The sequence below is a fragment of the Colwellia sp. MB02u-14 genome (genome assembly GCF_014076915.1).
GTDB lineage: Bacteria > Pseudomonadota > Gammaproteobacteria > Enterobacterales > Alteromonadaceae > Colwellia_A.
The window spans coordinates 91,272-105,268 of sequence record NZ_JACGUX010000089.1 but is presented as its reverse complement, the minus strand read 5'-3'; the positions used below and the strand labels follow the sequence as shown (position 1 = coordinate 105,268).

The 13,997-nt window shown below is 38.1% G+C and carries 14 protein-coding genes; 8 read left to right on the top strand and 6 right to left on the bottom strand.

Annotation, left to right across the window (positions count from 1 at the left end; translation table 11 throughout):
- Positions 1–216 precede the first annotated feature (216 nt).
- Together H4J52_RS19600 and H4J52_RS19595 are read right to left on the bottom strand one after the other, a co-directional pair.
- Complete coding sequence (locus H4J52_RS19600) at positions 217–435, bottom strand: TIGR02922 family protein (protein WP_182180278.1); 219 nt, start codon at positions 433–435, stop codon at positions 217–219.
- Between the two features lie 131 nt (positions 436–566).
- Positions 567–2,090 carry a fumarate hydratase gene (locus H4J52_RS19595; RefSeq protein WP_182180276.1) on the bottom strand — a complete coding sequence of 508 codons (1,524 nt, stop codon included), beginning with the start codon at positions 2,088–2,090 and terminating at the stop codon, positions 567–569.
- 168 nt (positions 2,091–2,258) lie between these two features.
- Between H4J52_RS19595 and pabB the strand changes: the two genes are divergently transcribed.
- The 3 genes from pabB to H4J52_RS19580 all read left to right on the top strand — a co-directional run bounded on the left by pabB (position 2,259) and on the right by H4J52_RS19580 (position 5,825).
- Positions 2,259–3,680, top strand: a complete 1,422-nt coding sequence (pabB, locus tag H4J52_RS19590) for an aminodeoxychorismate synthase component I (RefSeq protein WP_182225410.1) — start codon at positions 2,259–2,261, stop codon at positions 3,678–3,680.
- Between the two features lie 51 nt (positions 3,681–3,731).
- Entirely contained in the window at positions 3,732–4,301 is a 570-nt protein-coding gene (locus H4J52_RS19585) for a CoA pyrophosphatase (RefSeq protein ID WP_182180272.1), read from the top strand.
- 132 nt (positions 4,302–4,433) lie between these two features.
- Positions 4,434–5,825 (top strand): L-serine ammonia-lyase, encoded by a 1,392-nt coding sequence (locus H4J52_RS19580; RefSeq protein ID WP_182180270.1) that lies wholly within the window; start codon positions 4,434–4,436, stop codon positions 5,823–5,825.
- A gap of 269 nt (positions 5,826–6,094) precedes the next feature.
- Here the strand turns inward: H4J52_RS19580 and cysB are convergent, their stop codons facing one another.
- A complete protein-coding gene (gene cysB, locus H4J52_RS19575) occupies positions 6,095–7,069 on the bottom strand; it encodes an HTH-type transcriptional regulator CysB (protein ID WP_182180269.1) in 975 nt (324 codons plus the stop codon).
- Positions 7,070–7,393: 324 nt separating this feature from the next.
- On the opposite strand from cysB, the gene H4J52_RS19570 reads away from it, so the two are divergent.
- The 4 genes from H4J52_RS19570 to H4J52_RS19555 all read left to right on the top strand — a co-directional run bounded on the left by H4J52_RS19570 (position 7,394) and on the right by H4J52_RS19555 (position 10,609).
- A complete protein-coding gene (locus tag H4J52_RS19570; RefSeq protein ID WP_220461117.1) occupies positions 7,394–8,161 on the top strand; it encodes a hypothetical protein in 768 nt (255 codons plus the stop codon).
- 74 nt (positions 8,162–8,235) lie between these two features.
- On the top strand, positions 8,236–8,613 hold the full coding sequence (locus tag H4J52_RS19565; RefSeq protein WP_182180268.1) for a ribosome recycling factor family protein: 378 nt from the start codon (positions 8,236–8,238) through the stop codon (positions 8,611–8,613).
- A gap of 81 nt (positions 8,614–8,694) precedes the next feature.
- Positions 8,695–9,228 carry a YaeQ family protein gene (locus H4J52_RS19560; protein WP_182180267.1) on the top strand — a complete coding sequence of 178 codons (534 nt, stop codon included), beginning with the start codon at positions 8,695–8,697 and terminating at the stop codon, positions 9,226–9,228.
- 16 nt (positions 9,229–9,244) lie between these two features.
- A complete protein-coding gene (locus tag H4J52_RS19555) occupies positions 9,245–10,609 on the top strand; it encodes a M20/M25/M40 family metallo-hydrolase (protein ID WP_182180266.1) in 1,365 nt (454 codons plus the stop codon).
- A 179-nt stretch (positions 10,610–10,788) separates the two neighbouring features.
- Here the strand turns inward: H4J52_RS19555 and H4J52_RS19550 are convergent, their stop codons facing one another.
- On the bottom strand, positions 10,789–11,235 hold the full coding sequence (locus H4J52_RS19550) for a GNAT family N-acetyltransferase (protein ID WP_259367893.1): 447 nt from the start codon (positions 11,233–11,235) through the stop codon (positions 10,789–10,791).
- Between the two features lie 181 nt (positions 11,236–11,416).
- Between H4J52_RS19550 and H4J52_RS19545 the strand changes: the two genes are divergently transcribed.
- Positions 11,417–11,869, top strand: coding sequence for an isoprenylcysteine carboxylmethyltransferase family protein (locus tag H4J52_RS19545; RefSeq protein ID WP_182223158.1), 453 nt, complete (start codon positions 11,417–11,419; stop codon positions 11,867–11,869).
- A gap of 128 nt (positions 11,870–11,997) precedes the next feature.
- On the opposite strand, the gene H4J52_RS19540 is transcribed toward H4J52_RS19545, so the two are convergent.
- Together H4J52_RS19540 and sstT are read right to left on the bottom strand one after the other, a co-directional pair.
- On the bottom strand, positions 11,998–12,567 hold the full coding sequence (locus H4J52_RS19540) for an alkylphosphonate utilization protein (protein ID WP_182180264.1): 570 nt from the start codon (positions 12,565–12,567) through the stop codon (positions 11,998–12,000).
- Positions 12,568–12,731: 164 nt separating this feature from the next.
- Positions 12,732–13,973 (bottom strand): serine/threonine transporter SstT, encoded by a 1,242-nt coding sequence (gene sstT / locus H4J52_RS19535; RefSeq protein ID WP_182180262.1) that lies wholly within the window; start codon positions 13,971–13,973, stop codon positions 12,732–12,734.
- Between the last annotated feature and the right edge of the window lie 24 nt (positions 13,974–13,997).

Sequence of the window (13,997 nt, the reverse complement as noted above, 5' to 3'; positions counted from 1 at the left end):
TTTAAAAAATAAGATCAAACTAATTAAAAAACAAAATACCGATAAAATAACGCTCAAAAAAATAAAAAGCTCAGCAGGAATTATTTCTAAAAAAGCAGGTAGTATCATATAAAACATAAGGAACACATCAGTAACACTGTAAATATTATCAGTATTAAAGCATAGAAATATACTCAGGTTAAGTTTATTCTAGCGTTATCATTAAACAGTGAATATTTAATAATCATTTATTAAATGAATACGATCCCCCATTTTATTAAGAATAGTAATTTCGCCATCACAAACAGCAATAATTGATTTTTCCTCCTTAAATTTTTCTGAAATAATCACGCGACCACTGGCATTTTGTGGAAACTGACCAATAAAGTGCATTAATTCAAGTGAGTTATCACAATAATAAATAATAGTAACGGTACGTAGCTTAGTGTTAGTCATAATTAAGGATATTTCAGGCTTTATTTTTCAGTGTTATATCAGTGTAGTTGAAAAAGCGAACATTACTGTAGGTAATAAAAAAGCGCCCTGAGGCGCTTTCTATAAATTGATTACCACAAAATCGCCATCAATTAGCTTTTTGACTGAGCATCTTGTACTTCAATCTTAGCTTTCCAAATAGCCGGTCCAGTAACATGAACAGATTCGCCTTGAGTATCAACAGCAACTGTTACTGGCATATCTTCAACTTCAAATTCATAGATAGCTTCCATACCCATATCTTCAAAAGCAACCACTTTAGCTTTTTTGATGGCCTTTGATACGAGGTATGCTGCGCCGCCTACAGCCATTAAATACACTGACTTATGCTTTTTAATTGTTTCAACCGTAGCCGCACCACGTTCCGCTTTACCAATAGAGCCAAGTAAACCTGTTTCAGCAAGCATCATTTCCATGAATTTATCCATACGTGTTGCTGTTGTTGGTCCGGCGGGGCCAACGGCTTCATCACGTATAGCATCGACTGGGCCTACGTAGTAAATAAACTTATCCGTAAAATCTACAGGTAATTTTTCGCCTTTTGCTAACATCTCTTGAATACGCTTATGAGCAGCATCACGTCCAGTTAATATCGTACCGCTCAGTAAAACAGTTTCACCGGTTTTCCATGAGCTTATATCGGCTTTCTTTAAATCGTCAACGTTAACACGGCGAACGTTTTCACCCACTTCCCAAGTAATTTCTGGCCAGTCTTCTAACTTAGGTGGCGTTAAATTAGCGGGTCCTGAACCATCTAAATGAAAGTGTACGTGACGAGTTGCTGCACAATTAGGGATCATGACCACAGGTTTTGATGCGGCGTGCGTTGGCGCCGACATGATTTTAATATCAACAACCGTTGTTAAACCACCAAGGCCTTGTGCGCCAATGCCGAGTTTATTTACGCGTTCAAAAATTTCTAAACGGAGCTTTTCTTCTGCTGTTTCTGCACCACGGTCAATTAACTCTTGAATATCAACAGGGTCCATCAAACTTTCTTTAGCAAGCACGCCTGCTTTTTCAGCCGTACCACCGATACCTATCCCTAACATGCCCGGTGGACACCAACCTGCGCCCATTGTTGGTAGTGTTTTAACGACCCAGTCAGCAATTGAATCGCTTGGGTTTAACATTACCATTTTAGATTTATTTTCACTGCCTCCTCCCTTTGCAGCAATCATAATATCGACACCACCGCCTGGCACCATATCAATATGCACAACTGATGGTGTATTGTCTTTGGTGTTAATACGTGCGCCAGCGGGGTCTTTAACAATAGAGGCGCGTAAAGGGTTGTTTGGATTTAAATAAGCTTGTCGAGTACCTTCATCAACCATTTGCTGGACGGTTAAGTCAGTTTTATCCCATTGAACATCCATTCCGACTTTTACAAAACATGTCACTATGCCCGTATCTTGACAAATTGGGCGCTGCCCGTGAGCTGACATTCTAGAATTAATTAAGATCTGAGCAATAGCGTCTTTCGCTGCTGTGCTTTCTTCTTTATGATAAGCTTTTTCAAGTGCTTGAATGAAGTCTAACGGGTGATAATAAGAAATATATTGTAATGCATCAGCAATACTTTCAATTAAATCTTGTTGTTTAATGATAGTCATGAGGGCCTCTTTTATGCAGATCTACATATGTAGTCCAACCGCATTTTCCTACGTCCCTGAAATTACAGATAATATCGGGTCGTTAAAAAGGGTTGAAAGTTATGAATTTGCAGATATCATACCCTTCTTGTTAACGAGCTACCACAATATTATCGAGTATAACCTGTCATGTTCACTATTTCTGCCCAGCACTTTACTGTAGACAAATCGATTGATGTAGCCGCACTATTCTCAGTTTTTAGTCAACAGCCTTGGGCGATGTGGCTTGATTCCTGTGGGAATAAAAAGGCGCCTTCTCACGTTGATAGTAATTTTGACATTATGGTTTGGCAACCAGAAGTCACACTAACCACACACGGTGAACAAACTGAAATACATTGGCTAAAAGATAACAAGAAAGAAATTAGTGATGAAAACCCCTTAACACTTATTAAAAATATTCAGCAACAGTGTTTTAGTGATATTAACGTTACTCGTAGCCATCTGCCTTTTAATGGTGGCAGTCTTGGGTATTTCTCTTATGACTTAGGTCGACGCTTTGAAGCACTACCTAATCTAACCACCCATGATATTGATTTAGCTGAAATGTCAGTTGGCATCTATTTACACGCTTTAATTTTTGATCACAAACAGCAGCAGTTCTGGCTTGTTTGTCCACAATCACTTCGCAAAAGCTTAACCGTTACTATAAATGAGCAACTCGCTTTAGCCGCTCAATGCCAACAAGCAACTGAAAAGTTTTCATTAACGTCAACGTGGCAATCGAATATGAGTAAAGCCAGTTATAATGAAAAATTTCAACAAGTACAAAACTATTTATTGTCCGGTGATTGCTATCAAATTAATTTAGCTCAGCGTTTTAAAGCGACTTATCAAGGTAATGAATTTGACGCTTATTGTGCACTTCGTGAGAAAAACAAAGCACCATTTTCTGCTTTTTTACGGTTTAATAATGCAAGTATTTTAAGTATTTCTCCTGAACGATTCTTACAAAAAATAGCGAATAAAGTACAAAGTAAGCCCATTAAAGGCACCAAACCACGAAGCGATGATGCGACCATTGACCTGCAAAATTCGATTGATTTACAGCATTCAGAGAAAGATCGCGCCGAAAACTTAATGATTGTAGATTTACTCAGAAATGACATCAGTAAAGTTTGTATGCCCGGTTCAGTCAAAGTTCCTAAGTTGTTTAACATTGAAAGCTTTCCTGCGGTTCATCATTTAGTGAGTACTGTTGAAGGTGAATTAGCACCGCAGTATCAGGCGACAGACTTATTAGCTGCATCATTTCCTGGTGGCTCAATTACCGGCGCCCCAAAAATAAGAGCCATGGAAATTATTGACGAATTAGAACCCCATCAACGCAGTATTTATTGTGGCTCTGTTGGCTATATCTCGGCTTGTGGAAACATGGACACGAGTATTACCATTCGTACTTTATTATGTGAAAGAAACATCGTAACAAAAGAAAACGCCCTCTATTGCTGGGCTGGAGGTGGTGTGGTTGCAGATTCAAAGGTAGACTGTGAATATCAAGAAACCTTTGATAAAGTAAATAAAATATTACCTGTGTTATCAGCACTTTAATTTTTCGCTCCTTTTGCTGTTTTAGCTTTACTCGCAATGGATGGATTTATAATGACAAAGCATGATTTTCTGCAAAAATTTCAGTTATCAATACTCAACGATTCACTTCATCAATATCAGCACCATGCGACGCTTAAACCTGCAGCCGTTCTTATTGCCTTAATTGAAGAAAATAAACAGTTATCTGTTGTGCTTACCAAACGCGCCAGCCATTTAAAGCATCATCCAGGACAAATTAGTTTTCCAGGCGGTAAAATGGAAGATTTTGATGCAGGTTTCGTTAGCGCGGCAATTAGAGAAGCTGAAGAAGAAATAGGCCTAAATAGTGACAACATAAATATTGTCGGTCAATTGCTCCCTTATGAAACAATCAGCGGCTATGTGGTTACCCCCATTATCGCTTTTATTGACAAGAAACAACATTATGTAATGGATGAAAATGAAGTTGCTGAAATTTTTCACGTACCCTTACAGCACTTTCTCAACATTAGTAATCATTATACCGTTACCATAGAGCGCCATCGAAAACCATTTTCAATTCACTTTACGCCCTTTGAGCACCATAACATATGGGGCGCAACCGCCGTCATGCTTAAAGATTTAGCCATTCAATTATCATAACGTTTAAATGTATGTCTAATATCACCTATAATTAAGCTATTATTGTTTTTCATGGTGATAGCTTTCAGTTACAATTACCGAAGATAATTCCAACTTTTGTTAATTTTAACAAAATAAATGCAGGTTTTAAGTATGATTAGTGTATTTGATATGTTTTCCATTGGCATTGGCCCTTCAAGCTCCCACACCGTAGGTCCAATGAAAGCTGCGAAGTTATTTGTTGAACAGCTCAAAAATGAGAATAAATTAACCCAAACAACGCGCGTAAAATGCGAGCTTTTTGGCTCATTAGGGCAAACAGGTATTGGCCATGGTACCGGTAAAGCTGTTATTTTAGGCTTGTCTGGTGAAAACCCTGACACGATTGCCGTAGAAGATATTGATTCAATTCTTGAAGCTGTGGTTAGTAGCCAACACATATCACTTAATGGCGAACACGTTGTTTCATTTCCTAAAAATGACGCTATTATTTATCATCGTCGTAAAACGTTGCCGGCTCACTCTAATGCGATGACTATATTCGCTTATGCAGAAATTGCAGGGAAAGAAAGTACTTTATTACTCGAACAAACATACTATTCAATTGGTGGCGGTTTTATTGTTAACGCACGCGACTTTGAAAAAGAAAAAGACAAAGCACTATCTCTTCATAATAATATAAAACGCCCACATTATTTTTCATCAGCAACCGAGTTGATTAACGAAGCGAATGAAAAAAACCTCAGGATCAGTACTATCATGATGAACAATGAAAAGTGCTTAGCTGATGAAGCGACAGTTAGAGCTAAGTTAGTTGATATTTGGCAAGCAATGAAAGATTGTGTTGACCGTGGTATTAAAACAGAAGGCATTTTACCTGGTGGTTTAAAAGTTGCGCGCAGGGCCCCGGCCCTATTTAAAGCATTGTCAGTTGAGAATAATAATGATCCACTTATTGCTATGGATTGGGTGAACTTATTTGCATTAGCGGTTAATGAGGAAAATGCCGCCGGTAGCCGTGTAGTTACTGCCCCAACTAATGGCGCCGCTGGTATTATTCCTGCTGTGCTGTGTTATTACGATAAATTTGTTAAACCCGTTGATGAAGACACTTGTGTTCGCTACTTGCTAACTGCAGCAGCCATTGGCATTTTGTACAAAACAAATGCATCAATTTCTGGTGCAGAAGTGGGTTGTCAGGGCGAAGTGGGTGTTGCTTGCTCTATGGCTGCAGGTGCATTAACTGAAATTATGGGAGGCACGCCAAGTAAAGTAGAAAACGCAGCAGAAATAGGTATGGAGCATAATTTAGGATTAACCTGTGATCCTGTTGGTGGTTTAGTACAAGTTCCTTGTATTGAACGTAATGCAATGGGCTCGGTTAAAGCGATTAACGCCTCTCGCTTAGCATTACGCGGAACGGGGAATCAAAAGGTACCACTGGATAAAGTGATTAAAACCATGTGGGAAACAGGCAACGATATGAAAACTAAATATAAAGAAACTTCACGTGGCGGCTTAGCGGTGAACATTACTGAATGTTAAGACATTTTTAATCGCAAAGCGTCAACAGACAAAGGGTTGATGGCAGAGCATTTCCGTTCCTTACTATCGATGGCACCACGGCATACCGTTCATCCTGAACATTCGTCGTTCCTTGCCATCCATGGCACCACGGCATACCGTTCATCCTGAACATTCGTCGTTCCTTGCCATCCATGGCACCACGGCATACCGTTCATCCTGAACATAAAAAAGCGACTAATACCAGTCGCTTTTTTATTGGGGGTTTTTGAGCTTAAATCACGCGTTTATTAACGAATAGGTAATTTAATATCAACAAACATTTCATCTATTTCATTATTGTTTTTCAATAAGACAGCTTTAGTTACTAAATCACGATTTAAGTGAGGAGCAAACCGCTCGATAAAATCAAACATATATCCCCGTAAAAAAGTACCGCGTCTAAAACCTATTTTGGTCGTACTTGAATTAAATAGATGACTTGCATCGATAGCCACTAAATCACTATCAATTCGAGAGTCTATTGCCATTGTTGCAATGACACCGACACCAACACCTAAACGAACATACGTTTTAATCACATCAGCATCAGTTGCTGTAAACGCTATTTTAGGCTCCATACCCACACTATTAAAGGCGGTATCGAGTTCTGAACGGCCAGTAAAACCAAAAACATAAGTCACTAAAGAATACTTTGCTAAGTCTTCAATGGTGATGCCTTGTTTCTTCGCTAAAGGGTGATCAGGTCGCACAATAATACTGCGGTTCCAGTGATAGCAAGGTAACATGACTAAATCGTTATATAAGTGCAATGATTCTGTCGCTATCGCAAAGTCCGCATCGCCTTTTCCAGCAGCATCACTTATTTGTGAGGGAGTACCTTGTGACATTTGCAAAGAAACTTTTGAGTACTTTTTCATGAAACCTTTGATGACTTCAGGTAAGGCGTAACGCGCTTGGGTATGCGTTGTTGCTATACGTAATTTTCCTTCATCTGGCTGAGTATGCTCACGGGCAACCGCTTTTATGGCTTCAACTTTAGAGAGGATTTCTGTAGCTATGTTAATCACTTCGTTACCTGGCGCGGTAACATGAGTTAAATGTTTACCACTACGTCCAAATATTTGAATACCGAGTTCATCTTCTAGCATACGAACTTGCTTGCTTATGCCCGGTTGAGAGGTAAATAAGCTTTCGGCTGTTGCAGACACATTTAAATTATTGTTGAGTACTTCAACAATGTAGCGCAGTTGTTGCAGTTTCATAATTATACTTCAAAATTTTTATACTGATTGCTTATGCAAAAAATATATACTTAAATGAAAACTTATTCCATATTAATTTTAATTAATATGCTAATTTTTGTGATTAACTTTAAAAATGTAGGATTATTACAACAATAATACCAAAAAGTCACATGAAGCCGCGGTGATATTTTCAAATGACATTTTTAATTAAAAATAAAAACATATCAACTGTCTTAAACACTCCTTACTGATAAAAGGTTCATATAAGGCTATGCTAATGTGTACATTTTTTGTAGACTGCGTTAAAGACATTTTCATTTTCATAGACGAGTAGTTAATATTATGGGCATTATCATTGCTTTAATTATTGCATTAATCATTATTGTTGTAGCTGTTAGTGCATTTCAGCAACACAAAGAAAAACAAGATAAAGCAAAACGAACAAAAGCAGCTAAGCAAAAAGCAATTATAGATGAAAGTGAAGATCTTATTATTAAACTTGCTAATTTGCCAAGCAACCCTAATATTGTCAATATTCTTAATCGTCGCAGCCTAACCGCTGCAAAAATGATGAGGTCTATTTTACCTGAATCAAAGCAAATAAAAAATAAGGTAAATGAAATAGAATCAAGGTTAAAAGCCTCTGAAGAACTTTCAGCTTCGCAACCAGAACAAGAAGAACAATTCATTCTTCCTGATAATGAACAACAACTTGTTGCTATTTTACAGTCTATTAAAAAATTACGACTTACCTTAAAATCAGAGCAAGCCAAAGGTGCATTAGACGCACAAACATTCACTCATGAAGATAAAAAACTCGACACTATGCAACTTCAAATTGGTGTGGAAAGTTTGTTAAAGCGTGGTAATATCGCTCATGAAAAAGAGATGTTAGGTTCAGCCCGCCAATATTATGAAAAAACACTACAAACATTGTCATCGCACCCTTTGCAGTCGGAATATACAACGAATAAAAAAGCTGAAGTTGAGATTAAACTCGAAGAAATAACCAATGCACTTAAAACCACAAACGCTAAAGATGCTGCCAAGAAAGCTAAAGATCAAGAAGACGATATAGATATGTTATTTCAACCAAAGAAAAAATGGTAACAATCTACCCTTAGTAAAGATTCAAACCAGCATTTTGCTGGTTTTTTATTCTCTTTTAACAGCCGATTTAACTCATGAAAACATCGCCCAGTCATATACCTGTCATTAACCTCCCCTCATTGCTGAGAAAAATTATAAAAGCTTATGCCCTTAAAGCCGGTATAAGAGCATGTGGCTGTGAACTTTATAGGATTGGTCGTTCTCGTAATTGGCAGCTAAAAGCGAGCTTTGAGCAATTAGAAGCGGTTGTCGCATTTATACAAGGTTCAGAAGAACCCAGCTGGCAGTGGCTAGTCAGTTATTTAATGAGCCAACGACAAGCCCTCAGTCATGATGAACTTATGCGAATAGCCCAATTAAAGTCTCCTCTTACTGTTAACCAGTTAATGGCTCGCACTGACTGTACGATTATTGAAGCAAGAAAAGTGATAGATGAATTAGAATGGCAGTAGAATAAAAGACTTACAAGCTGTATTCCCTCTATTAGAACGAGTACTATAGCTAGATTAGCATTACTTACTTTATGGAAAATCATGGCACTAAAAGCAACAATCAATAAAGCCAGTATACAGCTGTCTGATATGGACAGAAATTACTACGACACCCTCAATTTAACCATCGCCCAGCACCCTTCGGAAACAGATATCCGCATGATGGTTCGTCTGTTAGCCTTCATTTTAAACGCAAGTGAAAATTTGCAGTTTGGTAAAGGCGTTAGTGACGAAGAGGAAGCCGCTATCTGGCAAATTAACTACTCAGAAGTCATTGAATTATGGATAGAGCTTGGCCAGCTTGATGAAAAACGTCTTAAAAAAGCATGTAATCGTGCCCAAAAAGTTATTCTTTACACCTATGGTAGTAGTGCGGAAACATGGTGGAAACAATCACAAAATAAATTGCGCTTACTGAATAAACTTTCCGTCGAGATGGTTAGTCAAGAAACCTGTGAGGCATTAGCAAAACTCGCTGGACGCTCAATGGACTTTCAATGCAGTATTCAAGATGGCCAGTTATGGCTAACCGCAGGCGATGAAACCCTTTTAATTGAAACGACAACATTACAATAATAACTAAGGACAAATAATGATAATAAAAAACAACCTTAAAAAAAACTGTTTATCCTTAGCGCTGCTCGCTGGAATAACCTTGCTTTCAGCCTGTGGTGAACAACCAACACCTGCGGTGAAAATTGCTAAAATGACCTCAATACAAGTTGTGAAAGATATCACTTACCTAGCGAGCGATAATCTAAAAGGGCGAGCAAGCTTTTCACCAGGAATTGATCAAGCCGCTGATTATATTAGCCAACGTTTTACAGAAATAGGGTTAACTCCACTTGATACGAATAAAGACTTCAAGCAAACCTTTAAAGTCACCAGCATTATGCCCAGCAGTTTAACGGTAACATTAAACGGTAATGCCATTGAGGTCGCCCAATTAGGTATGGCAAGCACCATCGCGACGCTTGCATGGAACAGTGCAGAAGATGTTAATACCCATATTATTGGCGAAACTGACAATATGCGTGCGGCTTTAGGTAAAATCAATAATGAGGGCGGCGAACACTTTGTTATTATTCATTCAGCTCACGCGAAAACGTTTGCCGGTTATCAAGGTTACTTTAAACGAGGCTTAACTAAGCTTAGTCTTAAGCACCAAGGTGCTATTGTTATGGTGTTAGCTGATGACAGTGAAATAACCTCTCTAGTGGTTAATGCGGCCACGAGCATTACTGAGAAAACGTTAACCAATATTGTTGCGATACTCCCAGGCAAAGATAAAAATCTAGACAAGGCAAAAGAAGTCGTTTTATATTCATCTCACTACGACCACTTAGGGTTAAGCGCAGATGGTAAAGAGGTTTTTAATGGTGCTGATGATGATGCATCAGGTACTTCAGCTGTTATTAACCTTGCACAGCATTACGCGAGCCAAGGTACTAATAAAAGAACATTGATGTTCAGCGCTTTTACTGCTGAGGAAATTGGTGGCTTTGGCTCGAAATATTTTTCACAACAATTGAACCCTGATGATGTCGTGGCAATGATCAACATTGAAATGATCGGTAAACCTTCAAAATTTGGTGCGGGTACAATGTGGATGACAGGAATGGAACGTTCAAACTTAGGCGAATTACTTAACGCCAGCTTGCAGGAAAAAAACACGAAAGTCTACAAAGACCCATACCCTGAGCAAGGTTTATTTTATCGTTCAGACAATGCGACACTCGCCAGACTAGGTGTTCCAGCCCATAGTTTTAGTAGCACACAACTTGATAAAGATCAGCATTATCATCAAATATCTGATGATATCAATAGCCTAGACTTAGATTCGATGTACGAGGTTATAGAGTCGTTATCCGTAGCGACTCAAGGGTTAGTCGATGGCAGTATTACGCCAACACGTATCGATGTAAGTACCGTTCGAGCAAGTGGAAAAATTTACTAAGTATTGCCATTCATTCTAAACATTGTCACTGTTTGTCATCGACGTACGAGGATGTAATACTGTCGTAAAGAAATGGATGCCTACAAGGATGTAGGTATTTATGATTTTATGATTTTATGATTTTATAGAACATAAATAATGACCGTTCATCGTGAACATAAAAAGCTGGCTAGATCTTATCAATCACAACGCATTTGGTACTCTAATTCACTCTGCCCAGTAACAATAAAACCATGGCGTAAATATAAAGAGATCACCGGATTTGCCAACAAAACGTTTAAAGTTAATGGCAACTTAAGTTCCTTCGCTTTTTTTTTGACTAACACTAAAACTCTACTGCCCACTCCTTTTCCTTGATATTGTGGAGATATTTGCAACTGTCTGATATGTAATTTATCAGCTAAAACACCCAATTTTATCAATCCTATGGGCTGTTTATTTATCAAAATAATAGATGAATCAGCAAAGAACTCATTGATCCGTTCGAGGTGCTGTTGATCAGATAAATTTAGTCCCGCGCTTACAAGATGATCTCCCATTGAGGCTTTTCTTAATTGCAGTAAATAGGGAATATCACTTCGCTGTGCTTGTCGAAATCCTATTGTTACTTTTCCATCATTTTGCATATTTTTACGTTTTTTTAATCACGAATTACCCACGACTCAATACAATACATAAAAACCACTAATCGTGTCTACTAAAGAACCTATAACGGCTAATGATAAATTTATCGATGAATGATGATTAACAAGCAACGCAGTCTGCTAACATAACGTTTAATAAAATATTTTCACAGTAAGGAAAATCATGGAGTTGAAGATAATACCTGTTGTACAAGTACTATTCGCTGTTATCTTGATGATAACCTTCAGTAAATTGTGGCCTATGTTTTCATTCAATTGGCCAGCGTACCTGATAGTTGCTCTATTGTTATTAGTACTTTCGGTGGGTGTGGGTATTTCAGCCATAGTCAGTTTTAAAAAACATAAAACAACGGTTAACCCAACAAAGCCAGAAACAAGTTCAACAGTCGTCAGTTCAGGCATTTATGCTATTTCTCGTAACCCTATGTATTTAGCCATGCTTATAGCTCTCGTATCTCTCACTTATTACTTACAGCATTTGATGTGCTTACCCGTGATACTCATTTTTATAAGTTACATGACGCGTTATCAAATTATTCCAGAAGAACAGATGTTAATGAAGATATTTGGTCAGCAGTATAAAGATTACCAGACAAAAGTTAGGCGGTGGTTATAACCCATTCCTTAAAAATAAATTTATCTACGTTTTCGATGCACTAATGCACCGGAAGACAGAGTGTATGAGAAAGAGTTGAACATAAAAAATCCCTCCATTTGAAGGGATTTTTTATAGCATGAGAATGTTTAAGCTTTTTTCAAATACGCTGAAACTAAAACAATACGCGTACCATTTACTTTACCTTCTATGTGCTCAGGGTTATCTGTTAGTGTGATGCCACGCACCATAGTGCCCTGCTTAGCCGTAAAATTAGCGCCTTTTACTTTTAAATCTTTAATGAGGGTAACATCGTCACCATCTTGTAATTCAGTGCCGTTACTGTCTCGTGTTGGTCCTTCGCGCTCAGCGGCTGCGATACCTTGCTCTGCCCAGGTTTTTACATCATCTTCCATGTAAATCATTTCAAGTGCATCTTGTGCCCAGCTTTCTGCAGAAAGCTTATGAAGCAGTCGATACGACATTACTTGCACGGCAGGTTCTTGGTTCCACATACTGTCATTTAGACAACGCCAGTGACTAACATCTATTTCTGCTTCACCATTAATTTGTGCCATACAAGTAGCACAGAGATATATACACTGCTGAGCACTTAAATCACTGGTTGGGGGGACTGGAAATACCGCTAGTTTGTCGATTGAGGTACACAATTCACAGCGAGTGTTACTGCGTGCTTTTAATGCATTTTCGGTAGGCATAATATTAATTCACTAATTTTTGGGAAGATAATTTTTCGCCATTATGCTCCTAATGAAGTGATTTAAAAAGTGCTGATTAATCACTGAAGGTAAATGGCGCTCCCCTTTCATTTAAAGACAGTACGTTAGGCATTACAATACCGTCTTTAAATTAAGGGTAAAAGCTATTGATCTAAGTTTTTAGTGATATGGTGTGAGGCTGCTGCGGTAAAAATAACATCTGTAGAGCTATTCAACGCCGTCTCAGCAGAATCTTGAATAACACCAATAATAAAACCTATTGCGACAACTTGCATCGCAATGTCACTATCGATACCAAACAAACCACAAGCCAATGGAATAAGTAATAACGACCCACCTGCCACACCAGAAGCACCACAAGCTGATATCGAAGCAACAACACTCAATAAAATAGCCGTCGCAAAATCAACTTCAATATTTAAAGTATTCGCCGCGGCAAGTGTTAAAACGGTAATAGTAATCGCGGCTCCCGCCATATTAATAGTTGCCCCTAAAGGGATTGAAACGGAGTAAGTGTCTTCATGTAGGTTAAGCTTTTCACATAATTCCATATTCACAGGAATATTTGCCGCCGAACTACGCGTAAAGAACGCAGTAATGCCTGATTCTTTTAAACACGTGAGTACTAACGGATAAGGATTTTTACGCATAATAAAATAAACAATAATAGGATTAACCACCAACGCAATAATAAGCATTGAACCTAAAAGCACCAGTACTAAATGACTAAATTCACCCAAGGTATTAAAACCTGTTGTTGCTATCGTATTAGCAACTAAGCCCATAATACCTAAAGGTGCGAAACGAATAACCAATTTGACAACACTTGAAATAGCTTCAGCAAAATCATGCACCATCACTTTTGTTGATTCACTGCCTTTTTTTAAGGCGAAACCTAAGCCTAACCCCCAAGCTAAAATTCCAATAAAATTCCCTGTAACAACAGCATTGAAAGGGTTGTCAACAATTTTAAATGCTAACGTTGATAATATTTCACCTAAACCTTGTGGTGGATTAGCATTTGCGCCAACTATATCTAACGTTAATTGCACAGGAAAAGCAAAACTTAATGCGACAGCGACTAAGGCAGCACTGATTGTTCCAAGTAAGTAAAGACCAACTATAGGTTTTAAGTTAGCGTCACTATTGGGTTTTTGATTTGCAATTGATGAGGCGACTAAAGCGAGCACCAAAATAGGAGCAACCGCTTTTAATGCACTAACAAATAAACTCCCTAGTATAGAAAATGACTGAGCTATTTCAGGTGAAACAAGGGCAATAAGAACCCCAAAAATAATTGCAATAATGATTTGGTTTACGATGTTCATAGATTTTAGCTTGCCAAATAGCGACTGGTTTTCTAAAGAAGTATTATCTGTTGTCATAGTTTTTCTTATATTAGTTATTGT